22 protein-coding genes are annotated in these 22,631 nt (G+C 72.4%); 5 read left to right on the forward strand and 17 right to left on the reverse strand.

The genetic code is table 11. The features are described 5' to 3' along the window. Positions 1 to 44: 44 nt before the first annotated feature. A complete protein-coding gene (locus DEI99_RS14325; protein WP_220037134.1) occupies positions 45 to 2,519 on the reverse strand; it encodes a beta-glucosidase in 2,475 nt (824 codons plus the stop codon). Between the two features lie 37 nt (positions 2,520 to 2,556). After that, positions 2,557 to 3,837, reverse strand: a complete 1,281-nt coding sequence (locus tag DEI99_RS14330) for an MFS transporter (RefSeq protein ID WP_111041416.1) — start codon at positions 3,835 to 3,837, stop codon at positions 2,557 to 2,559. 119 nt (positions 3,838 to 3,956) lie between these two features. Here DEI99_RS14330 and DEI99_RS14335 point away from each other — a divergent pair, with 119 nt between their 5' ends. Next, entirely contained in the window at positions 3,957 to 4,547 is a 591-nt protein-coding gene (locus tag DEI99_RS14335) for a TetR/AcrR family transcriptional regulator (protein WP_111041415.1), read from the forward strand. Between the two features lie 220 nt (positions 4,548 to 4,767). Beyond that, entirely contained in the window at positions 4,768 to 5,631 is an 864-nt protein-coding gene (locus DEI99_RS14340) for an NAD-dependent epimerase/dehydratase family protein (protein WP_111041414.1), read from the forward strand. Positions 5,632 to 5,663: 32 nt separating this feature from the next. On the opposite strand, the gene DEI99_RS14345 is transcribed toward DEI99_RS14340, so the two are convergent. Both DEI99_RS14345 and DEI99_RS14350 read right to left on the reverse strand, forming a co-directional pair. Then, positions 5,664 to 7,196 carry a DUF7059 domain-containing protein gene (locus tag DEI99_RS14345; protein WP_111041459.1) on the reverse strand — a complete coding sequence of 511 codons (1,533 nt, stop codon included), beginning with the start codon at positions 7,194 to 7,196 and terminating at the stop codon, positions 5,664 to 5,666. 44 nt (positions 7,197 to 7,240) lie between these two features. After that, positions 7,241 to 7,606: an ArsR/SmtB family transcription factor gene (locus DEI99_RS14350; RefSeq protein ID WP_111041413.1), complete on the reverse strand. Its 366-nt coding sequence runs from the start codon at positions 7,604 to 7,606 to the stop codon at positions 7,241 to 7,243. Positions 7,607 to 7,707: 101 nt separating this feature from the next. Between DEI99_RS14350 and DEI99_RS14355 the strand changes: the two genes are divergently transcribed. Beyond that, positions 7,708 to 8,964: an MFS transporter gene (locus DEI99_RS14355; RefSeq protein ID WP_258369322.1), complete on the forward strand. Its 1,257-nt coding sequence runs from the start codon at positions 7,708 to 7,710 to the stop codon at positions 8,962 to 8,964. Between the two features lie 33 nt (positions 8,965 to 8,997). Here DEI99_RS14355 and DEI99_RS14360 read toward each other — a convergent pair whose 3' ends face one another. From DEI99_RS14360 to DEI99_RS14370, 3 genes are all read right to left on the reverse strand, one after another. Then, positions 8,998 to 9,441 carry a TIGR02611 family protein gene (locus DEI99_RS14360; protein WP_258369321.1) on the reverse strand — a complete coding sequence of 148 codons (444 nt, stop codon included), beginning with the start codon at positions 9,439 to 9,441 and terminating at the stop codon, positions 8,998 to 9,000. Positions 9,442 to 9,560: 119 nt separating this feature from the next. Beyond that, positions 9,561 to 10,610: a hypothetical protein gene (locus DEI99_RS14365; RefSeq protein ID WP_111041411.1), complete on the reverse strand. Its 1,050-nt coding sequence runs from the start codon at positions 10,608 to 10,610 to the stop codon at positions 9,561 to 9,563. A gap of 100 nt (positions 10,611 to 10,710) precedes the next feature. Continuing rightward, positions 10,711 to 11,043: a TraR/DksA family transcriptional regulator gene (locus DEI99_RS14370; protein WP_111041410.1), complete on the reverse strand. Its 333-nt coding sequence runs from the start codon at positions 11,041 to 11,043 to the stop codon at positions 10,711 to 10,713. 77 nt (positions 11,044 to 11,120) lie between these two features. On the opposite strand from DEI99_RS14370, the gene DEI99_RS14375 reads away from it, so the two are divergent. After that, positions 11,121 to 12,158 (forward strand): LLM class flavin-dependent oxidoreductase, encoded by a 1,038-nt coding sequence (locus tag DEI99_RS14375; RefSeq protein ID WP_111041458.1) that lies wholly within the window; start codon positions 11,121 to 11,123, stop codon positions 12,156 to 12,158. Positions 12,159 to 12,163: 5 nt separating this feature from the next. Here DEI99_RS14375 and DEI99_RS14380 read toward each other — a convergent pair whose 3' ends face one another. Continuing rightward, positions 12,164 to 12,637: an ASCH domain-containing protein gene (locus tag DEI99_RS14380; protein ID WP_111041409.1), complete on the reverse strand. Its 474-nt coding sequence runs from the start codon at positions 12,635 to 12,637 to the stop codon at positions 12,164 to 12,166. Positions 12,638 to 12,762: 125 nt separating this feature from the next. Here DEI99_RS14380 and DEI99_RS14385 point away from each other — a divergent pair, with 125 nt between their 5' ends. Beyond that, positions 12,763 to 13,206, forward strand: coding sequence for a DUF2510 domain-containing protein (locus DEI99_RS14385; protein ID WP_111041408.1), 444 nt, complete (start codon positions 12,763 to 12,765; stop codon positions 13,204 to 13,206). Between the two features lie 205 nt (positions 13,207 to 13,411). Here DEI99_RS14385 and DEI99_RS14390 read toward each other — a convergent pair whose 3' ends face one another. From DEI99_RS14390 to DEI99_RS14430, 9 genes are all read right to left on the reverse strand, one after another. Further along, a complete protein-coding gene (locus tag DEI99_RS14390; RefSeq protein ID WP_111041407.1) occupies positions 13,412 to 14,374 on the reverse strand; it encodes a site-specific tyrosine recombinase XerD in 963 nt (320 codons plus the stop codon). A gap of 44 nt (positions 14,375 to 14,418) precedes the next feature. After that, positions 14,419 to 15,000, reverse strand: a complete 582-nt coding sequence (locus DEI99_RS14395; RefSeq protein WP_111041406.1) for a DUF1349 domain-containing protein — start codon at positions 14,998 to 15,000, stop codon at positions 14,419 to 14,421. Continuing rightward, the gene (locus DEI99_RS14400) at positions 14,997 to 15,572 is read right to left on the reverse strand and encodes an NUDIX domain-containing protein (protein ID WP_181434404.1); all 576 of its coding nucleotides are present in this window, start codon (positions 15,570 to 15,572) and stop codon (positions 14,997 to 14,999) included. Before DEI99_RS14400 ends, DEI99_RS14395 begins: the two co-directional genes overlap by 4 nt. A gap of 162 nt (positions 15,573 to 15,734) precedes the next feature. Then, positions 15,735 to 17,450, reverse strand: coding sequence for a CTP synthase (gene pyrG / locus DEI99_RS14405; RefSeq protein WP_111041405.1), 1,716 nt, complete (start codon positions 17,448 to 17,450; stop codon positions 15,735 to 15,737). 478 nt (positions 17,451 to 17,928) lie between these two features. Next, positions 17,929 to 19,623, reverse strand: a complete 1,695-nt coding sequence (gene recN / locus DEI99_RS14410) for a DNA repair protein RecN (RefSeq protein ID WP_111041404.1) — start codon at positions 19,621 to 19,623, stop codon at positions 17,929 to 17,931. 52 nt (positions 19,624 to 19,675) lie between these two features. Continuing rightward, positions 19,676 to 20,608 (reverse strand): NAD kinase, encoded by a 933-nt coding sequence (locus DEI99_RS14415; RefSeq protein ID WP_111041403.1) that lies wholly within the window; start codon positions 20,606 to 20,608, stop codon positions 19,676 to 19,678. Then, a complete protein-coding gene (locus tag DEI99_RS14420; protein WP_111041456.1) occupies positions 20,605 to 21,438 on the reverse strand; it encodes a TlyA family RNA methyltransferase in 834 nt (277 codons plus the stop codon). Before DEI99_RS14420 ends, DEI99_RS14415 begins: the two co-directional genes overlap by 4 nt. Continuing rightward, positions 21,431 to 21,628, reverse strand: a complete 198-nt coding sequence (locus DEI99_RS14425) for a hypothetical protein (RefSeq protein ID WP_146247091.1) — start codon at positions 21,626 to 21,628, stop codon at positions 21,431 to 21,433. Before DEI99_RS14425 ends, DEI99_RS14420 begins: the two co-directional genes overlap by 8 nt. 10 nt (positions 21,629 to 21,638) lie before the next feature. Continuing rightward, on the reverse strand, positions 21,639 to 22,616 hold the full coding sequence (locus DEI99_RS14430; RefSeq protein WP_111041401.1) for an HAD-IIA family hydrolase: 978 nt from the start codon (positions 22,614 to 22,616) through the stop codon (positions 21,639 to 21,641). Positions 22,617 to 22,631 lie beyond the last annotated feature (15 nt).

The raw sequence follows: 22,631 nt of genomic DNA on the forward strand, positions 1-22,631 counted from the left end.
ACTCGCTGGACACCGCGAACCGTTCGGAAACCGGACGACCCGGGTCACTCCAGTTCGAGGGCCGCCGTCCCGGCCTCGTCGGTCACCGAGGCGCCGACGTGCAGCGTGAAGGCGCCGGGCTCGTACCGCCAGGCACCGTCCTGCCAGTGCGCGAACGCCCGCGCCGGGACCTCGATCGACACCTCGGTGGACTCCCCGGCGTCGAGGCGCACGGGGGCGAACCCCACGAGCCACCGCACCGGCCGGTCGACCACGGAGGCCCCACGCGAGGCGTAGACCTGCACGACGTGCTTGCCGGCCCGGTCGCCGGTGTTCGCCACGGTGGCCGTCACGACGGCCGTCCCGCCCTCGCCGACGGTGGGCGTCGCCGCCACGCCCTCGATCGTCCAGGTGGTGTACCCGAGGCCGTGGCCGAACGGGTACGCCGGCTCGGTGCCCGCGCGGAGCCAGGCGCGGTACCCGATGTGCACGCCCTCGTCGTAGCGCACCAGGCCGTCGACCGGGGTGACGTCGAGCACCGGCACGTCGGCCATCGCGGCCGGCCAGGTGGTGGGCAGGCGGCCGCCGGGTTCCTGCGCGCCGGTGAGCACGTCGGCCACCGCGTTGCCGTACTCCTGACCGCCGAACCAGGTGAGCAGCACCGCGGCGACGTCGTCCCGCCAGGGCATCTCGACCGGGGATCCCGCGTTGACGACGACGACCGTGTTCGGGTTGGCGGCGGCGACCGCGCGCACCAGGTCGTCCTGGTGCCCGGGCAGGGCGAGCGACGACCGGTCGTAGCCCTCGGACTCGACCTTCGAGTTCGTGCCGACGACGACGACCGCGACGTCCGCGTCCTTCGCGGTGGCCACCGCGGCGTCGATGAGCACCGACGGGTCCTCGTCGCTCGGCTCGGTGCCGAACTGGTAGGCGAGCACCCCGCCGAGGGTCTCGTCCTGCACCACGTCGTGCTCGATGCGGATCGCGACCTGCTGCCCGGCGGTCACCGACACCGGCACCGACCGGGCCGGCGGGTTGAGGAACGCGGCGCCGAGCTGGTCGCCCTCGTACGGCACGTCCTCGTCGAGCACGAGCTCGTCGTCGATCCACATCCGCGAGCGGCCGGCGGCACCGATGCCGATCCGGACCGTTCCGGTGGACGGCGCGGTGTACGTCGTGGTGATGTCGAGCCGGTCGGCCTCACGGGTGGGGGCGTCACCGCCGAACCAGAACAGCGCGGTGGCCCGGCGGTCCTCGACGTACAGCTCGTCCCCGTCGCGCACGAACGCGACACGGGCGCCGGGCTCCCCGGTCGCCGGGTTGGTGATGGTGTCGAGCGGGAACTCCGCGATGCCCTCCTGCACGACCGCGCCGATGGCGTGCTCGACCGTCGCACCCGGGAACGCGGCACGGATGCCGTCGAGCGGCGACACGACCGAGGACGGCACGACCGTCGCCGAGCCGCCGCCCTGCGTGCGGGCCTGGTCGGCGTTGTGGCCGATGACGGCGATGCGCGACACCGCGGGTGCGTCGAGCGGCAGCACGCCGGTGTTGCGGACGAGCACGGTGCCCTCGGCCTCGGCCTCGCGGACGAACGCGGTGCCGTCCTCGACGTGCACGGGAGTCGCGGCGACGGGCTCGAAGCCCTCGAGCGCGCCGACCCGGGCGGCCAGCGTCAGGATGCGCCGGACCTTGCGGTCGATCGCATCCGTCGGCACCTCGCCCGACTCGACCGCGGCGAGCAGCGGCCCCTCGCTCCACCACGGGTTCGGTCCGGGCATCGCGACGTCCTGCGACGCCTTCGCCGAGTCGACCGAGCGCACCCCGGTCCAGTCGGACACGACGATGCCGTCGAAGCCCCACTCCGCGTTGAGCGGCGTCTCGAGCAGCTCGTGCTCCGACGCCGTGACGCCGTTGACCGAGTTGTACGACGACATGATCGCCCAGGCGTGCGCCTCGGTGACGGCCTTCTCGAACGCGAGCAGGTACAGCTCGCGGAGCGCCCGGTCCGAGACCTCGGTCGAGGCGGTGAAGCGGTCCGTCTCGTAGTCGTTCGCGATGTAGTGCTTCGGCGTCGCGGCGACGCCGTTCTCCTGCACGCCCGCCACGTACGCCGCTGCGAGGTCGCCGGTCAGCACCGGGTCCTCGCTGAACGCCTCGAAGTGGCGGCCACCGAGCGGCGACCGGTGCAGGTTGATGGTCGGGCCGAGCACGACGTCGACGCCCTTGCGCCGGGCCTCGACGGCGGCGGCCGCGCCGTAGCGCTTCGCGACGCCCGCGTCCCACGACGCGCTCAGCGCGGTGGCCGAGGGCAGGTTGAGGGACGGGTCGCGCTCGTCCCACACCTCGCCGCGGACCCCGGAGGGCCCGTCGGACATGAGGATGCGGCGCAGCCCGATCTTCTCGATCGGCCAGGTCGTCCAGAAGTCACGTCCCGTCAGCAGCTGCACCTTCTCCTCGGTGGTCAGCTGGTCGACGAGCGCGTCGATGCGCTCCGCCAGCGGGCTGGAGGCGGCGCTCGCGGTCTGCAGGTCAGTCACGGTGATCGGTCCTTTCGTTCAGAGCCGGGGCAGGTGGTCAGCGCACGCCGCGGATGCGGGACACCGAGGCGATGCCGAGCAGTCCGACGACGGCGCCGGTGATGAAGAAGCCGCTGTACCCGCCGGTCAGGGCGATGACGCCGGGAGCGGCGGCGGGCACGAGGGACTGCGGCAGCGCCTGGGCGATGTTCACGACGCCGAGGTCCTTCGCGTTGTCCTGGTCTGACGGCAGCACGTCGGTGATGAGCGCCAGGTCGACCGCGTAGAAGACGCCCATGCCGGCACCCATCACGAACTCGCCCACCAGGACCACGCCCAGGGACGGCGCGAGCGCGATGATGACGAGCCCGACGACGCCGACGACGCCGGCGACCGCGACGAAGAGCTTGCGACGCCCGAGCTTGTCCGACAGCCAGCCGGCCACCAGCGACGTCAGCACGATGCCGACGACGTTCCACAGCGTGCCCTGGAACACGGCGTTCGCCAGGTTCGACTCGTCGACGCCGATGTCGTCGCGCAGGAAGTACGTCAGGTAGCTCACCGCGGTGTACTGCGCGGCGACCATCATGAAGCGGGTGAGCCAGGCCCAGCCGAGGTCGGGGTGCTTCACGGGGTTGAACACGAACGAGCCGAAGAGCTGCCCGATGCCGAGCCTCGAGGTCGGGCGCTGCGCGAGCACGCGGTCGCGGAACACCAGCGCGTAGAGGACGACGACCGCGGAGCCGATCGCCCCCGGCACGATCATCTGCGTGGCCGAGGTCGAGAAGAGCTGCACCAGGAACGTACCGCCGACGAGCGCCAGGTTCTGCGCGAGGCCGAGGAGCGCCGCGACCCGGCCGCGCTGCGAGCGCGTGACGTGGTCGGGCAGCACGGCGGTGAGCGCCGCGATCGTCGCGTTGTAGGCGATCTGCGCGACGCCCCAGCCGATCACCAGCACGACCACGGAGGACGTCGTCGCGACGACCACGAGGGCCGCGAACCCGACCACGGTGCCACCGATGATCCACGGACGACGCATGCCGAGCCTTCCGGCCGTCCGGTCGCTGAAGCGACCCGCCAGCGGGTTGGCGACCATCGCGGCGAACGCGCCGATGCCGAGCGCCAGGCCGAGCACGCCGGCCTGGTTGTCCGGCGCGATCTCGGCGACCTTGAGCGCCATCGCGACGAGCACCGGCGGCAGCAGGGCGATGAAGAGCCCGAACATCGCGATCGGCATGCCGAGCGAGTACATGAGGGGCGCACCGCGGCCCTGGGTCGGGGCGACCGCGGTCGGGGTGTCGGAAACGGACAGGGCGTCGTTGGCCACTGCAACCTCCATGGGGTGCGCCACCGTCGTCGGTGACTCGCTCGCCTCCGTCGGCGGCTAGGGGCCACGGTACCACCAAAACCAAGCAGTAGTAGGTTTTCTGCTGCCGACCCTGGCGGTACAGTCCTGCCATGGCACAACGGGGTTCGTACGCGAAGGGGATCGCGAAGCGCGAGGAGATCCTGACGGTCGCCCTCGAACTCGTCGCCTCACAGGGGTTCCGCCGGACGAGCATCAAGGACATCGCCGACGCCGTCGGCCTGACCCAGGCCGGCCTGCTGCACTACTTCGACTCGAAGGACGACCTCTGGGTCGAGGTCCTGCGCCGCCGCGACGACTCCGACGCCGCCACGAACTGGGACGCCGCCGACCCGGGCGAGCTGCTCGCCGCCATCGTGCGGCACAACGTCTCGGTGCCCGGCCTCGTGCAGATGTTCGTCAACCTGTCCGCCGCCGCGGCGACCGACCCGGACCACCCCGCGCACGCGTACTTCCAGGAACGCTACGACCGCACCCGCCGCGACCTGTCCGCGGACTTCCGGGCGATGCAGCAGGACGGCCGGCTCCGCACCGACGTCGACGCCGAGGAACTGACGAGCGTCCTGCTCGCGGTCTCCGACGGCATGCAGATCCAGTGGCTGTTCGACCCCTCGCGCGACATGGCCCGGCACGTCGAGCTCGTCACCCGGCTCGCGATCGCCCAGGCGGCGCCCGCCGTCTGACGCTGCCCCCGGTCGCTCCCCGCCGGTCGCTCCCCGCCGGTCGCTCCTCGCCGGAACCAGGTTCCGGACACAGCACCGCGCGATTCCGTGGTGTCGTGTCCGGAACCTGGTTCGCGCGGCGGAGCGGGGTACGGACAGGGCCTGGCCCGCCCCCGGCCGCCCGGGGCAGGATGGACCGGACCCTCCGGGGTGCACCCCGACGACGATGTGGAGAGACGCGATGACGCGTGTGTTGGTGACCGGTGGCAGTGGCAAGCTCGGACGGGCGGTGGTGCGCGACCTCGACGCGCACGGGTACGACGTGGTCCTGCTCGACCGCGTGCCCTCGCCGGACAAGCCCGAGCGGGTGCCCTTCCTGCGGATCGACCTGACCGACCACGGACAGGTGCTGAACGCCTTCATGGGCATCGACGACCGCTACGACCACGTCGACGCCGTCGTGCACCTCGCGGCCGTGCCGGCACCCGGACAGGTCCCCGACGTCGCGCTGATCACGAACAACGTCACGTCGTCGATCAACGTCTTCCACGCGGCCCGAGCGGCCGGGATCAAGAACGTGGTGTGGGCGTCGAGCGAGACCCTGCTCGGGATCCCGATGGGTGAGCACCACCCGCCCTACCTGCCCGTCGACGAGGAGTTCGCGGTCCGGCCGCAGTCGTCGTACTCGCTCGGCAAGGCCGTCGAGGAGGAGATGGCGCGCCACTTCACCCGCTGGGACCCGGAGCTGAAGATGATCGGGCTGCGGTTCTCGAACGTCATGGACGAGACCGACTACCCGGCCTTCCCGTGGGACGCCACCCCGGAGGCGAAGACCTTCAACCTGTGGTCGTACATCGACTCGCGCGACGGTGCCCAGGCGGTCCGGAAGTCCCTCGAGGCCGACCTCACCGGGTTCGAGGCGTTCGTCATCGCGAGCCCGGACACCGTGATGGACACGCCGACCATCGAACTCGTCGAGCGCTTCGTGCCGGACATCGAGCGCCGCGCGGACATCGACGGGGTCAGCTCGCTGCTGTCGTCGGAGAAGGCCCGCGAACTGCTCGGCTACGCGCCGGAGCACAGCTGGCGCGACCACCGCGCCTGAGCCCGGGCGGGGCCGCTCGGATCCCGAGCGCGTCAGGCAGCGGGGACGAGCAGCCCGTCGAGCACCAGGTCGCGCGCCGCCGGCAGCAGGTCGGCGGCGAGCGCCTGCTCGTCCACCCCGGTGATCTGCGCGAGCGCGCCGACGATCGCGGCCACGGACAGGTCGCCGTCACAGGCTCCGACGAACGCGGCGAGCGCGGTGTCCGCGTCGACCCGGCGGCCGAGTCCCCCGCCCTGCACGAGCGTCATCACCGTCGGGTCGTCGTTGCCCGGCCAGTAGTAGCGCTCCTCGGTCACGTCGCCGGCGACGGACAGGTGCGCGGCGGCGAGCGCGGCGTCGTCGTGCCCGGCGAGCCAGGCCGCCGCGTCGAGGACGCGCGCCACCGTGGCACCGAGCCCCGCGGGGTTGGACCCGAGTGTCTCGGGGACGCGCTCGAACCGGCGGAGGCCGGACGGGCCTCCCGGCAGGGGTCGACGCACCACGACGTACCCGAAGCCGACGCCGGTGACGCGGCGCTCCGCGAAGTCGTCGAGCCAGGCGCCCACCAGCGTGTCGAACTCGGTCGTGCCGGGCTTCGTGCCGCCGTCGCGGATCCAGGTCTCGGCGTAGGACGTCGGGTCCTGGCGCTCGCGCTCGACGACCCACGCGTCGAGGTCGGTGTCCGCGAACCAGCCGCGCACGCGGTCGAGGCCGTCGACGCCCCAGTGGTACTCCCAGTTGCCGAGCAGCTGCGCGGTCCCGCCGGGCTCCAGGTGGTCGGCCAGGCCGCGGAGCACGGTCTCGACCAGGGCGTCGCCGACCATGCCGCCGTCGCGGTACTCGTACGAGGGCACGCCCGGTCGGCGGGGCGTGATGACGAACGGCGGGTTCGAGACGATGCGGTCGAACCGCTCCCCCGCGACGGGCTCGAAGAGCGAGCCGTACCGGAAGTCGATCCCGTCGATCCCGTTGAGCTGCGCGTTGAAGCGCGCGATGTCGAGGGCGCGGCGGGAGATGTCCGTGGCGACCACCTGGTCGGCGAAGCGTCGGGCGTGCATCGCCTGGATGCCGCACCCGGTGCCGAGGTCGAGCACCGTGCGGACGGGCACCGGCACCTGCAGGCCGCTCAGCGTGGTGGTCGCCCCGCCGATGCCGAGCACGTGCTCCTCGCTGATCGCGTGGCCGAGCGCGAGCTCGCCGAGGTCGGAGACGATCCACCAACTACCGGCACCGAGGTCGTCGACGAAGGCGTAGGGGCGCAGGTCGACGGTCGGCAGGACCTCGGCGCCGTCGGTACCGTCGGTGCCGTCGGCGCCATCGACCCGGAGCAGGCCGGCGGCGACGACGGCGTCGAGGCCGGCGGTCGGGAACGCTGCCGCGGCATCCTCGTGCGGGACCGGCAGACCGAGCACGAACAGGGTCGCGAGCGTGCCGAGCGGCGACGACGGCCGCGCCGCGAGGGCCCGGAGCGCGGCCACCCGCGAGCCGCGGTGCAGCGACGCTGCGGCCTCGGCGCCCCACAGCGCGTCGACCCGTTCGACGGTGAAGCCGGCGGCGTCGAGGTCCGCGGCGAGCGCCGACGTCATGTTCGGCGCGGCACCGACCTCGGGCAGCGCGTGCACAGTCCGGCTCACGACTCGATCCCGTCGCGCATCAGGGCGGCGGGCACGCTCCACGCGGACACCAGGTCGAGCAGCCCGGGGAACCGTGCCTGCACGTCCTCGGCGCGCACCCGACTGGAGCGGGTGAGCCCGTCCTGGTGCTGTTCGAGCAGCCCGGCCTCGCGCAGGACGCGGAAGTGGTGGGTGAGCGTGGACTTCGGTCGGTCGACGCCGACCCACCCGCAGCTGCGCACGCCGCCTGCGGCGTCCACCAGGTAGCGGTGCAGGATGGCGAGCCGGATCGGGTCGCTCAGGGCGTCCATCACGACCGGCAGGTCCAGCTCGGCCACGGACGGTTGGGGCAGTCGCTCGGGGGCGTCGACGTGCGCGGGCATGGACGGGACGCTACCACCGACCGCCTCGCAGTACGACTTGCGTCGTACAGTTCACCTGCGGTACGAATGCAGTCGTACAACACGTGGACGAAGGGATGCTCGTGCAGCAGCAGTCAGCTCGATCGGTCGCCGGGTTCTGGATCCTGGCCGCCATGCTCCTGGCGTCGGTCGCCTCGTCGGCCGTCCCCTCGCCGATCTACCCCGTCTACGCCGCCGAGTGGCACCTGACGCCGCTCATGCTCACCGGTGTCTTCGCCGTCTACGTCGCCGGGCTGCTGGCGAGCCTGCTCGTCGCCGGTCGCCTGTCCGACCACGTCGGCCGCAAGCCGGTGCTCGTCGTCGGCGGTCTCGGCGTCGCCCTGTCGCTCGGGCTCTTCGCCATCGCCGACGGCGTCCTCGCCCTGGTCGTCGACCGCATCGTGCAGGGCGTCTCCGTCGGGCTGCTCATCGGCGCGCTCGGTGCCGCCCTCATCGACAACTCGCTCGAGCGGCACCCCGCCCTGGCCGGCGTGCTCAACGGCGTCGTCCCGCCCGTCGCCCTGGCCACCGGAGCGATGGCGAGCGGCGCCCTGGTCGAGTGGGGCCCCGCGCCGGAGCAGCTCGTCTACCTGGTGTTCGGCGCGCTCCTGGTCCTGCTCGTCGTCGCCCTCGTCGTCGTCCCCGAGCGCGTCGAGCGCCGCCCGGGGGCCCTGCGCTCCCTCCGCCCGACGATCAGCGTGCCGCGGTCGTCCCGCCGGCTGTTCCGCGGCGTCGCCGGATCGCTCGTCGCGAGCTGGGCCCTCGGCGGCATGTTCCTGTCGCTCGTCCCCTCCGCACTCGGAGCGGTGTTCGGCATCACGAACCACTTCGCCGCCGGCGCGCTCATCGCCGTCGTCACCGGCACCGGTGCCCTCACCGGGCTCGCGATCCAGCGCATGGACACCCGACGCGCGGTGCTCCTCGGCCTCGTCGCCCTGGTCCTCGGCCCGATCGTCACCGTCGCGTTCGTCGCGGCACACTCCCTGCCCGGGCTCGTCGTCGGCAGCGCGATCGCCGGCGTCGGCTTCGGCGCCGGGTTCCAGGCGCCACTGCGGATGCTGCTCGCCACCGCGGCGCCGACCCACCGCGCCGGCCTGCTCTCCACGATCTACGTCGTGAGCTACCTGGCGTTCGGCGTGCCGGCCGTCGTCGGCGGCCTGCTCGAGCCCGCCGTCGGACTCGTCCCGGTGATCGCCGGCTACGGCGGCTTCATCGTGCTCGCCGCGGTCGTCGCCCTCGTGCTGCAGCTCGTGTCGAAGGACACCGCCGCGGTCGAGGAACAGGCGGCCGAGGCCGTTGAGCGCACCGCGACCGGGTCCGTCCGGGTCGCCGCCGAGTAGCGGGTCAGCAGCGGCCGACCGTCGCGTCGGGTGTCAGTGCCCGGGGCGGGCCGGCTTCGCGCCCCGACGCGGCACGCCCACGGTGCGCGCGGCACCGGTGTGCGCGGCGTCGACGTCGGCCTTGCCGCGGTCGGCCGCGTCCCGCAGCCGCTTCGGTCCGTGTCGCTTCGCCCAGTCCCAGAACCGGTGCAGCTGGGCACGGAGCCACGTGATGATCCGGTGGAAGAAGTGGAACTCGCTCGCCAGGATCGTCAGCCCGATGAACACCACGAGCCAACCCGGGCCCGGCAGCGGCACGAGGATCAGCCCGATGACCACCACGAGCCCACCGACGATGCCGACCAGCACCTTGTAGAACAGGTGCACGTGCGGCCGCGCGTGGATCCAGGTCCGCATGTCGTGGAACCACTGGAACCGCTGGCGCTGCGCACCGTCGCCCTGCGCCTCGGCAGGTCCGGCGTTGGGGTCGGCGTCCATGCGGAAACGGTAGGGCGCGCGGCTGGGAATCCGCGGCGCGCCCGGTGGACGGATGATGCGCCGGCCGGGAGGCGCGGGGCGGGGCCGCATCGTGCCTCCCGACCGGCAGGTGGTCGCCGCTACTGCGCCGTGGGAGCGAGCGCGGTCCCCTGCAGCGCCTGGTACCAGGCGTTGCTCCAAGGGATCATCGTCTCGACGAGCGCGTCGAGGTCGTCGAGGCCGACGGGTTCGGTCTTCGGACCGATCGACCAGTCGGCGTAGCCCCTGGCCAGGTGGGTGCGCCCGGTCAGGTGGCGCTTCGCGAGCCGGAGCTTGTGCTTGCCGAGCCCCTTCCTGCCGTTGCCCGCCGATCCGAGGCTCACCGCGACCCGGCCCGGGTTCTTCGTCAGGACCTCGTCGTCCAGCACCTCGAGCGCGCGGATCCACGACGGGGCGTCACCGGTGTGCTCCGGATCCGGGAAGTCGGCCTCGGACAGGTGGCTCACCGAGATGCCGACGAACCCTTCGAACTCCGTGTCGTCGAGGTGCGGCGGCATGCCCCGCCCGGTCACCTGGATCTGTCCGCGGATCCACTTCGCGTCCTCGCCGTCGTGCAGCGCGCGCTCGAAGACGATGGACGGCATCCCGCCGTCGCCGCGCTGCACGCGGACGTCCCAGTCGGGCATCCGCTGCCGGAGTCCGAGCGCCTGGAGCCGAGCCTCGACGGTCGTCTTGAGCAGCCGCCCCTCGCCCTCGATGTCGTCCTTCACGAGTCGCGGCGAGTCGAAGCACGCGAGCGCCTCGTCCCAGTCGATCACGTGGACGCGCTCGTCGTCGGTGACCGATTCGCCGAGCGACTCCTTGCGCGGCACGAGGACGAACAGCGTGCCGGTCCCGCCGAGGGCCTCCAGCTGCTCGGCAACCTGCCGGCCGGTCAGCTCGTGGTCGAGCTTCGCCTCGATCCCGACCGTGCCGTGCTCGAAGGTCAGCTCGACGTCGAGCCGGACCGTGCCCCGTTCCGTCTCGACGTCCTTGTGCGGCACCTCGCACTCGACCTTCTGGAACGTCCCGAACTGCTTGCCGCTCACCCGCTCGAGGAGCTGGACGAAGCGCTCGTGGTCGTGGCGGATCTCGGCACCGAGGGCACGGGTCGCCATCGGCTCCGTGCGGTAGATGGTGGTCTGCGTCATGGCGCCATGATGTCGGGGTGCGAGCGCCTCGGAGGGACGCAACGCGCCGTCTGTGGAGAAATGCTGTAGAAATCTCACCTGTGAGCAGAACGGCGGACGGTCACGCGTGCGCCACGCAGGTCGCCGCCCACGGCACGGCCGCCAAGCGAGCCTCTGGTATCGGTTCCCCGCCGACGATGCACCGCCCGTAGGTCCCCGCGTCGAGTCGGACGAGTGCGGCGTCCACCAGGCGGATGCGTTCACGGGCGTCGTCACGCACGGCGCCGAGCGACCCGCGCTCCCAGGCGAGCGTCGCACCCTCGGGATCGTGCTCGTCGTCGGAGTTCGCGTCCTGCCGGGCGTCGCTGACGTCCCGCATGCTCCGCTCGACGTCGGCGAGCAGGCGCTCGTTCCGGGAGCGCTCGGCGGTCAGGGCGGCGCGGGGGTCCTCCATGTCGCACACCGTAGTCGCCGACGGGCCGGCCGGCAGGCGACGCGGTGCGGAATGGTCCGCGCCGCGGATGCGTTCGCATCGACATGACGAAGATCGGGTTCCTGTCGTTCGGCCACTGGCGCGACGTCCCGGGCTCCAGGGTGCGCAGCGGCCGCGAGGCCCTCGTGCAGGCGATCGACCTCGCGGTCGCCGCCGAGGAGTCCGGCGTCGACGGCGCGTACTTCCGCGTGCACCACTTCGCACCGCAGCAGGCGGCGCCGTTCCCGCTCCTGTCCGCCATCGCCGCGAGGACGAGCCGCATCGAGATCGGCACCGGCGTCATCGACATGCGGTACGAGAACCCGCTGTACATGGCGGAGGAAGCCGCGGCCACCGACCTCATCTCCGGCGGTCGCCTGCAGCTCGGCGTCTCCCGGGGGTCACCCGAGACCGCCCTCGCCGGCTACGAGCAGTTCGGGTACGTGCCGGACGCGTCGGACACGAACGGTGGCGACCTCGCCCGGTCGCACACGAGCGTCTTCCGACGTGCGATCGCCGGCGAGCCGATGGCGAACGCGAACCCGCAGATGACCGGCATGGCCGGGTCACTGCCCATCTCCCCGCTCTCCGACTCGCTCGGCGACCGCATCTGGTGGGGCGCCGGCACCCGCGCGACGGCCGAGTGGACGGCCGAGCAGGGCATGAACCTGATGTCCTCGACCCTGCTGACCGAGGACACCGGCGTGCCGTTCGACGAGCTGCAGGCCGAGCAGATCGCCCGCTTCCGCAGCACCTGGGCGGACATGGGGTGGGAGCGCGCGCCGCGGGTCTCCGTGTCGCGCAGCATCATCCCGATCACCGACGACGAGTCGCGGCACTACTTCGGCGTCCGCGCGCAGGTCGAGGGGCAGGACCAGGTCGGGCACCTCGACGGCGGGCTCGCCCGCTTCGGTCGCTCCTACATCGGCGAGCCCGAGCAGCTCGTCGCCGAGCTCGCCGCGGACCGGGCGGTCCGCGAGGCGGACACAGTGCTCGTCACGGTGCCGAACCAGCTCGGCGTCGACTTCAACGCCCGGCTGCTCGCCGCGGTGAAGGACGTCATGAACGAGGTGGACGCGGTGCCCGTCCCCGCCTGACGGCGTCAGGCGGTGCGCGTCGCCGTCGGCCACACGAGCCGGAACCGTTCGCACACGACCGGCATGTCCGGCTCGAAGCCGCGCGGGTTCTCGGAGTGCGCCCGCCAGTAGGCCTCGTGCTCCCGCCGCCACCACGCCAGGGTGCGGTCCCCTTCGCCCTCGGCGCGGGCGTGGTCCTCGTCGACCTCGTCGAACGGGACCACCCGCACGTCGGTGACCGCGATGACCGCGCGCGGGGCCCCGGCACCATCGAGGACGACGGCGAGGTCCCCGACCGCCGGCAGCGCCTCGTCGGCGGCCTCGTAGTCCCAGAGCGACGACGCCGTGCCGTCCTTCACGCCGTCGAGCACCAGTGCGAGCAGGTCGTCAGCCTGTTCCGGCGTCGCCCCGAACGCCCAGGCCTCGGGAACGGCAGTCGGCAGGCCCGTCACCTGGTCACGTCGGCGGGCCCAGAACTCGTCGAGGGGTGTCGTGGTCATACCCCGACGATAGTGCAGGCGGTCTGTCCTCCGTTGTGCTGACACCCGCGCTGGGACTGGGGAGCGCGCGCTCGTCCTCGTAGCCTCGTGGGGCATCGACTTCCCCCGCACCACGAGGAGGACCCGTGACCCTTCCGGCCGCAGGCTGGTTCCCGGACCCGCAGGACGCCAGCCGCCTGCGTTGGTGGGACGGTCACACCTGGGGTGACGCCACGCGGGTGCTGCCGAACCAGCCGGAGCCCGTCGCTCCGGTCGTCGTCGCCGCGGCCGGGCCGTCGTTCTCGGTGCACACGGGGTCGTTCGGGGTCCGCGCGTGGGCGTCCGGCGTGCAGGACCGCCGCTTCTGCGTGTTCACGATCGTCGCGGTGTTCTTCGCCCTGCTGTCCGTCCGCGTGAACCCGATCGGTGCGAGCAGTGTGCTCGCGCTCGTGTCCGGGGTCGTCGGGATCGTGCGCCCCGGCGCGACCGGCCCCTGGCGGGTGCTGGCCAGGAGCATCGCGGCGAGCGCCCTCGTCGTCGCCGTGGCCACCGCAGCGGTCGCCGCCTCGACGCAGCTGCACCTCTTCTGACCCGCGGGTACCGCCACCGAGCGACTTCGTGAGCAGGAATGGTCGCGTCCGCCACGCGAACCCGACCATTCCTGCTCACCGAGCGAACGCCCGGCAGGACGACCCCGAACGAACGCCCGGCAGGACGACCCCGAGCGAACGCCCGGCAGGACGACCCCGACCGACCGGCCGGACGGCCCCGAACGCTCGGCAGGACGACCCCGCCCTACCGCCGCGCCCGCGGGTGCGCCGTCTGGTACACGTCCCGCAGCATGTCGGCGGTGACCATCGTGTAGATCTGCGTCGTCGCGACGCTCGCGTGGCCGAGCAGTTCCTGCACGACGCGCACGTCCGCGCCGCCCTCGAGCAGGTGCGTCGCGAACGAGTGCCGGAAGGTGTGCGGGGACACGTGCGCCTCGAGGTCCGCCGCGGCCGCGGCCGCCTGGATCACGAGCCACGCGCTCTGCCGCGACAGCCGGGCGCCGCGCGCGCCGAGGAACAGCGCCGGCGTCGAGGCCCCGCGTGCCGCGAACACCGGTCGCGCCCGCACCAGGTAAGCGTCGACCGCCGCCCGGGCGAAGCTGCCGAGCGGCACGACGCGCTGCTTGTTGCCCTTGCCGGTGACCTTGACGACGGAGAGCTCGCCGCCGGCGTCCGACAGGGTCGTGACGTCGTCGACGGACAGTCCGACCGCCTCGGAGATCCGCGCGCCGGTGGCGTAGAGCAGTTCGAGCAGGGCCTTGTCCCGCAGCTGCACCGGGTCGTCGGCATCCGCCGAGACGGCACCGAGCAGCCGTTCCATGTCCTCGACCGAGATCGCCTTCGGCAGCCGCATCGGGGCCTTCGGCGGTCGGACCGCGGTACCGGGGTCGAGCGGCAGCCAGCCCTCCCCCGCGGCGAACGCCGTGAACGACCGGACCGAGCTGAGCATGCGGGCGATCGACCGCGGTGCGAGCGGCCCCGACGGTCGGGTCGCCAGGTGCGTCACGAACGCCGAGACGTCCGCGCGCGCGAGCCGGGCGACGTCCTCGACCGCGGAGGCTCCGCCGGCCCGGTCCGCCCCGTCGGACGCCACGACCGGCGCGGTCGCCAGCCACGAGGCGAACACCTCGAGGTCCCGCCGGTACGCCGACAGGGTGTGCTGCGAGAGTCCCCGTTCGATGGCGACGTGCCGCAGGTACGTCTCCACGGCGCGGTCGAGGGGCGTCGCCCCCGTTGATGCCCCGGCGGCGGTCAATGCAGCGCTGCGTCGGGTGCGCCCACCCGGAACCCGGTGAACGTCACGGTCAGGCCGGCACGCGTCGGCGCCGCGCAGAGCAGGCCCACCGTCACGTCGGCCCCCGGGTCGAGGTACGCGACCCGGACCAGCCGCGCAGACTCCCCCGCTGCCCAGGCCCGCACGGTCACGGCGTCGCCGTCGCGGCTGATCCGCACCGTCACGGTCCGTCCGACCCACTCCGGCACCGGAGCCACCGACCAGTCCGAGGTCCCCCGCGTGACGACGGCACCGAGCTGCGGCGTCCCGTCCGAGACCTCGACCCCGGCCTTGATCCAGTGCTGTCCGTCGACCCGCAGGAACAGCCCCGCCTGGTCGAACTGCTCCGTGTAGTCGAGGACGAACGACGCCTCGGCCGAGAACGGGCCGTCGACCGCCTGCAGCAGCGCGTGCTCGGAGTCGTGCACGAACCCGTACGAGGTGGTCCGCCAGGCGTCGCTGCCCTCGACGGCGGTCACGCGCAGGACGTCGCCGTCGAGCGTCACCGCAGCCGGCTCGTTCGTCCACCGCCCCTGGTCGACCAGCGCAGCGAGGGTCATCCGGCGCGCCGTTCGAGCGCGTCCACCGCCAGCACGGCCACGACCAGACCGGAGTTGTGCAGCCGCCCGTCGAGGATCGCCGCCACGAGCTCGGCCCGGGGCACCCACCGCTTCACGATGTCGGCCTCCTCGGCCTCGCGCTCGAACGCGGTCGCCGTGGGCCGGACACCCCGCGCGCGGTACACCTGCAGGAACTCGTTGCTGCCGCCCGACGAGGTGTTGTACCGGACCAGCGGCTCCCACTCGTCCGCCTCGAGGTCGGCTTCCTCCGCCAGCTCGCGCTGCGCGGCGGTCAGGTGCTCCTCGCCCTCCATGTCGAGCAGCCCGGCGGGCAGCTCCCAGTCCCGCACCCGCACGGGGTGACGGTACTGCTGGATGACGAGCACGCGCCCCTCGTCGTCCTCTGCGTAGACCGCGACGGCACCGGTGTGGTCGACGTACTCCCGCACCATCGAGTCGTCGTGGTACGCGATCGTGTCGCGCCGGACGTCCCACACGGCGCCCTCGTACACGACGGAGGATTCGGTGACCTCGAAGGAGGCCGGCTCGTCAGCGATGGGTGCGTCAGTCACGCAACCATCCAAGCACGCGCCCCTCGCGGAACCAGGTTCCGGACACAGCACCGCGTCGTTCCGCGGTTCCGTGTCCGGAACCAGGTGCCGTGGTCGCGACCAGCGATGGACGGGAGGCGCGGTGCCAGCTGGCACCGCGCCTCCCGTCCGAGACCACTCGCGTTACGCGACCTGCGCTTCGGTCTCCGGGTCGAACAGGCTGGACGCCTCGTGACGCTCGATCGCGGCCGCGACGAGTCCCGCGAACAGCGGGTGCGCGTCGGTCGGGCGCGAGCGGAGCTCCGGGTGCGCCTGCGTCGCGATGTAGAACGGGTGCACGTCGCGCGGGAGCTCCACGTACTCGACCAGGGTGCCGTCCGGCGACGTCCCCGAGAACACGAGGCCGGCCTCGGCGATCTGGTCGCGGTACTTGTTGCTCACCTCGTAGCGGTGGCGGTGGCGCTCGGAGGCCTCCGGCGCACCGTACAGCTCCGCCGCGAGCGACCCTTCGGTGAACGACGCCGGGTAGAGGCCGAGGCGCATCGTGCCGCCCATGTCGCCGCCCGCGATGATGTCGACCTGCTCGGCCATCGTCGCGATGACCGGCGTCGACGTCTCCGGGTCGAACTCGGTGCTCGACGCGTCGGTCAGGCCGGCCTCGTGCCGGGCGTACTCGATGACCATGCACTGCAGGCCGAGGCACAGGCCGAGCGTCGGGATGCCCTGCTCGCGGGCGAACTGCAGCGCGCCGAGCTTGCCCTCGATGCCGCGCACGCCGAACCCGCCGGGGACGCAGATGCCGTCGACGTCGCCGAGCTGCTTCGCCGCGCCCTCGGGCGTGGTGCAGTCGTCGGACACGACCCACTTCAGCGTGACCTTCGCGTCGTGCGCGAAGCCGCCCGCACGGAGCGCCTCGGTCACCGACAGGTAGGCGTCCGGCAGGTCGATGTACTTGCCGACCAGGGCGATCGTGACGTCCTTCTTCGGCTCGTGCACGGCACGGAGCACCGGGGTCCACGCGGTCCAGTCGACCGGACCGGCGTCGAGCCCGAGCGCGTCGACGATGACCTGGTCGAGGCCCTGGTTGTTCAGCAGCGTCGGCAGGTCGTAGATCGACGGGACATCCACCGCGTTCACCACGGCGTCCTCGTCGACGTCGCACATGAGCGCGATCTTGCGCTTGTTCGAGTCCGACACCGGGCGGTCGCTGCGCAGCACGAGCGCGTCGGGCTGGATGCCGATGGAGCGCAGCGCCGCGACGGAGTGCTGCGTCGGCTTGGTCTTCTGCTCACCTGAGGCGTTCATGAACGGCACGAGCGAGACGTGCACGAAGAACACGTTGTTGCGGCCGAGTTCGTGCCGCACCTGGCGCGCGGACTCGATGAAGGGCTGCGACTCGATGTCGCCCACCGTGCCACCGACCTCGGTGATGATGACGTCGGGCTGCGGGTCGTTCTGTGCCTGCTCGCGCATCCGACGCTTGATCTCGTCGGTGATGTGCGGGATGACCTGCACCGTGTCGCCGAGGTACTCGCCGCGACGCTCCTTGGCGATCACCGTCGAGTACACCTGGCCGGTCGTGACGTTCGCCGACTGCGACAGGTTGATGTCGAGGAAGCGCTCGTAGTGCCCGATGTCGAGGTCCGTCTCCGCACCGTCGTCGGTCACGAAGACCTCGCCGTGCTGGAACGGGTTCATGGTGCCCGGGTCCACGTTGAGGTACGGGTCGAGCTTCTGCATGACGACCTTGAGGCCGCGCGCAGTGAGGAGGTTGCCGAGGCTGGCTGCCGTCAGGCCCTTGCCGAGAGACGAGACGACCCCGCCGGTCACGAAGATCTGCTTCGTCACCTTCGGGGTCGCGTTCGAAGAATTGGTACCGCCGCTGAGAGTGTCCGCCACGGGATTCCATCGTACGTCAGAACTGCCGGGAGGCGCGACCTCCGTTCGCAGTGGGCGTTGCGCGGACGGGTGGCCGGGTCCAAGGCGGGTGCTCCGGTCGGCGGGTGCGCGCAGCGTGCGCGGGTTGTGCGGGCACTGTGCGGGCTGAGCGGGCACGGCACGGCTCGGCGCGGCGCTGGGCGAGCGGCCACGACGCGGGCGAGCCAGACGCGTTGCGTGGAGCAAGCACGCGTCGCGCGAGGCGAGCAGGCACGACGCAGGGTGAGCGCCGCCGTTGCACGGGGCGTGCGCACCTTGCGTGGAGCAAGCACGCGTCGCGCGAGGCGAGCCAGGCGTCGCGCGAGGCGAGCAGGCACGACGCAGGGTGAGCGCCGCCGTTGCACGGGGCGTGCGCACGGGCGGGCGGTGGACTCGCCGGACAGCGGCCCGGACGTGCGAGGCGGGGACGACCCGCGCCTCCAGACCGGTCCCCTGCCGGTCAGGCGCGCTGGCCGGCCACGTCGAGCAGTTCGCGGGCGTGCTCGATGCCGCTCGCGCTGTCCCCGAGTCCCGAGAGCAACCGGGCCATCTCCTGCAGCCGGTCCTCGCCCTCGAGTCGCCGCACGCTCGACGAGGTCACCGCACCGCTGGCGTCCTTCACGACGTTGAGGTGGTTGTTCGCGAACGCCGCGACCTGGGCCAGGTGCGTGACGACGATGACCTGGGTGCGCTCGGCGAGCTTCGCCAGCCGTCGCCCGATCTCGATCGCTGCCGCTCCACCGACGCCGGCGTCGACCTCGTCGAAGACGAACGTCGGCACCGTCGTGCTGCCGGCCATGACGACCTCGATCGCGAGCATCACCCGCGACAGCTCACCACCGGAGGCCCCCTTGCCGATCGGACGCGGGTCTGTGCCGGAGTGCGGCTGGAGCAGGATCGACACCTGATCGCGGCCGTGGCGGCGGTACTCGCCGGCGTCGGTGACCTCGACGACCAGCGTCGCCCCTGCCATCGCCAGCGTCTTCAGCTCGGTCGTGACGCGCTTCGCCAGGTCCGTGGCGGCCTTCGTCCGCGCCGTGGTGAGCGCACCGGCAGCATCGGCGAGCGCCTGCTCGTCCTGCTCCACCGCACCCTGCAGTGCCGCGATGCGGTCGTCGTCGCCGTCGAGCTCGAGCAGCCGGTCGCTCGCCCGCTGTCCGTACGCGATCACGTCGTCGATGGTCTCGCCGTACTTGCGGGTGAGCCCCGCGAGCAGCGCCCGCCGCTCGTTGATGACCTCGAGGTCGTGTCCGGCGTCGGGTTCCAGCGACCCGAGGTAGCTCGAGATGCTCGCCGAGGTCTCCGACGCCTGGATGCCGAGTTCGGTCAGTTGCTCGAGCACGGGCTGCAGCGCGGCGTCCGATGCGACCACGCGCTCCACCGCCCGTCGTGCGGACTCGACCAGGCCGATGACGTCCGAGACGCCGTCGAGCGACTCGCTCGACAGGGCCTCGTGCGCGAGCGCCGCGGACAGGCGGAGCTCCTCGAGGTTCCCGAGCCGGTCGGCTCGTTCGCCGAGCTCGACGTCCTCGCCGGGCTGGGGGTCGACCGCCTCGATCTCGTCCGAGGCGGCACGGATGCGCTCGGCCTCCGCCACCCGGTCGTCGCGGTCACGCGTCAGGGTCTCGAGCTCGGCGGCGTGTGCCTGCCAGGCGTCGTAGGCGACGACGTAGCGCCGCAGGGCCTTCTCGAGGGACGCACCCCCGAAACCGTCGAGCGCAGCACGCTGCGCGGTGGCGGAGGTCAACCGGATCTGGTCGGACTGGCCGTGCACGGTCACGAGCTGGTCGGCGAGCTCACCGAGCACCGCGACGGGAGCGCTCCGGCCCCCGACCGTCGCCCGGCTGCGGCCCTCGGCCGACACCGTGCGGGTGAGGATGAGCTCGCCGTCCTCGACGGCGCCGCCGGCGTCCTCGACACGCTCGGCGACGGCGGCGTGGTCGGGGACGTTCCACCGGCCCTCGACGACCGCGCTCGACGCACCGCGCCGCACGGAGGCGGCATCGGCGCGGGAACCGAGCAGCAGCCCGAGCGCCGTGACGATCATGGTCTTGCCCGCGCCGGTCTCACCGGTGACGACCGTGAACCCGGGGCCGAGTTCGAGCGTCGTCTCACCGATGACCCCGAGGTCGCGGATCGCGATCTCCTCGATCATCGGTCCTCCTGGTCGGTCGTCGCGGATGCGGTGACAGGGCGTCCCACAGGGGTCACAGGAGGTCACCGTCCTCGTCGTCGGACTGTGGCCCGCGCCACCCGGCGACCGGCAACTGGAACTTGGCGACCAGCCGGTCGGTGAACGGGGCGTCCTTCAGGCGTGCGACCCGGACGGGGTCCGGCGACCGTCGGACCTCGACCCGTGCACCCGGGGGCAGGTCGTGCGTGCGGCGCCCGTCGCACCACAGGACACCGACGCCGCTGGTGCGACGGAGCACCTCGATGGCGAGGGTGCAGTCCGGGCCGACCACGATGGGTCGGGCGAACAGGGCGTGCGCGCTGAGGGGGACCATGAGCAGGGCGTCGACGTCCGGCCAGACGATCGGACCGCCGCCGGAGAACGAGTACGCCGTCGAACCGGTCGGCGTCGAGACCACCACGCCGTCGCAGCCGAACGAGGACAGCGGGCGGCCGTCGACCTCGGTGACGACCTCGAGCATGCGCTCGCGCGAGGCCTTCTCGATGGTCGCCTCGTTGAGGGCCCAGCTCGAGTAGACGACCTGGTTGCCGACGACGACGTCGACCTGGAGCGTGACGCGTTCCTCGACGTGGTACTCGCCGGAGAGCGCGCGTTCGACGGTCTCGGCGAGGGCGTCCCGCTCGCTCTCGGCCAGGAAGCCGACGTGGCCGAGGTTGACCCCGACGAGGGGCGGACGGGTGTCCCGCACGAGTTCTGCAGCGCGCAGGATCGTGCCGTCGCCGCCGAGCACGATGACGATCTCGAGCTGGTCCGTCTGCACGTCGACGCCGAGGATGTCGACCTGGCCGACCGAGGCCTCGGCACGCCGGATGTCGGCGTACTCGTCGAAGGGCATGACGGGTTTGAGGCCGGCTGCGTGCAGGAGGTCGCAGACCTCGACAGCAGCGTCGATCGAGTCACGGCGGCCCGTGTGGCTCACGAGCAGGATGTGCCGGTCCTCGGTCATGCGGTCCCCTCTGTCAGTTCGGTCGCTCGGAGGATCCATTCTGTCGGATTGCCCCCGACACCGCGCTGGAAGTGCGCGAGGTACTCGTGGTTGCCGTGCGTGCCGATGATGGGCGACGCCGCCAGGCCGGACGTGCCGAACCCGAGGTCCCACGCCGCCCAGAGCACGTTCATCAGCGCGTCGTGCCGCAGGCCGGGGTCGTGCACGATGCCCTCGCGGACACCGGTGCGTCCGACCTCGAACTGCGGCTTCACGAGCAGGACGAACTCGTCCGCCGGGACCGCCTCGACGAGGGCGGGCAGCACGAGCCGGAGCGAGATGAAGGAGAGGTCACCGACGACCAGCGAGGTCTCGGCCGCCGCGGCGTCGAGCGCCGCGTAGTCCGCCGCGGTGAGGTTCCGGGCGTTCGTGCCCTCGACCACGACGACCCGCTCGTCGAGCGCCACCGAGGGGTGCAGCTGCCCGTGCCCGACGTCGAGCGCGATGACCCGACGGGCCCCTCGTGCCAGCAGCACCTGGGTGAAGCCGCCCGTGCTCGCGCCGACGTCGAGCACCACGCGACCCGACGGGTCGACCGCGAAGGCGTCGAGCGCGCCGACGAGCTTCCGCGCCGCACGGGACACCCACTCGTCCACGACGTCGACGACCAGTTCGGCGTCCGGCATCACCGGGGTCGAGGCCTTCACGACGGGCTGACCGTCGACGGTGACACGGCCGTCCTGGACGAGCTTCGTCGCAGCCGTCCGACTGCGGGCGAGCCCGCGCACCGCGAGCAGTGCGTCGAGGCGGACCGGGGTCGCGTCGGGCACGCCGCCGTCCGGCTCAGGCACGCGCGGTGCCACCGGTCTCGAGCCGGGTCCGGAGTTCGTCGTGCAGGGCCGAGAACGCGTCGGCGCGCTCCTCGAGCGGCAGCGACTCGGCCGTCGCGGTCTGAGCGGCGAAGTCGTCGTGCTCGACGTGCTCGACGTGCTCGACGTGCTCGACGTGCTCGTTCGTGGACGACTGCTCGGGGTTCGGCACGTCCGACACGCTACTCGCCGCCGTACAGCTGCGGGTCGACGTCGAGGCCGTAGATCGCCAGGCCGGACTCCCAGATCAGGGTCGCCCCGGCGCGGAGGCGGTCGATCGCCGTCCCCGCGTCGAGGACCCGCACCACGTGCCCGCGCATGGCCACGGTGGCGCTGCCCATCGTCACGTACCGCGTGCCGTCCTCGTCCTCGCGGCGGACGGTCACCGGGTACGGCACCGACAGACCACGCAGGTCCTGCAGGACGAACGTCGGACGCGACCGCTGGTCGGCCGCGAGCATCTGCTTGGCCTGGTCGATGCCCGTGAGCACGAGGACGCTGGGGATCCCCGCGTCGTTCGCACCCTTGATGTCGGTGTCCAGGCGGTCGCCGATGAAGATCGTCCGGCCGCCACCGAAGCGCTGCACGGCGGCGTCGAAGATCGGTCGTTCCGGCTTGCCGGCCACGACGGGCATCCGCCCCACGGCCTGGTGCACGGCGGACACGAGCGTGCCGTTGCCCGGTGCGATGCCGCGCTCGACCGGGATCGACCAGTCCATGTTCGTGGCGACCCACGGCACGTCCGGGTCGGCCAGGGCGAAGGACGCCTCGGCCAGTTCCTTCCAGCCGAGATCCGGCGAGAAGCCCTGGATGACCGCAGCGGGGGCGTCCTCGGCGCTCGAGGTCACGGTGAACCCGGCCGCCTCGACGATGCTCGACAGCCCGATGCCGCCCGTGACGAGCACGGTCGACCCGGCCGGCACGAGCGTCGAGAGCAGTTGGACCCCCGCCTGCGACGACGTGACGACGTCGTCCTCGGACACCTCGAGCCCGTAGCGCTCCAGGTGCTCGGCGACGTCGACCGGACGCCGCGAAGCGTTGTTCGTGATGTACCCGACGCGAGCGGTCGACGACGCGCGGGTCAAGGCCTCGACCGCGTGCGGGATCGCGTTCCGCCCGCGGTACACGACACCGTCGAGGTCGGTGAGGACGACGTCCACACCGTCCGTCGGCGG

The sequence above is a fragment of the Curtobacterium sp. MCLR17_036 genome, from assembly GCF_003234445.2.
GTDB lineage: Bacteria > Actinomycetota > Actinomycetes > Actinomycetales > Microbacteriaceae > Curtobacterium.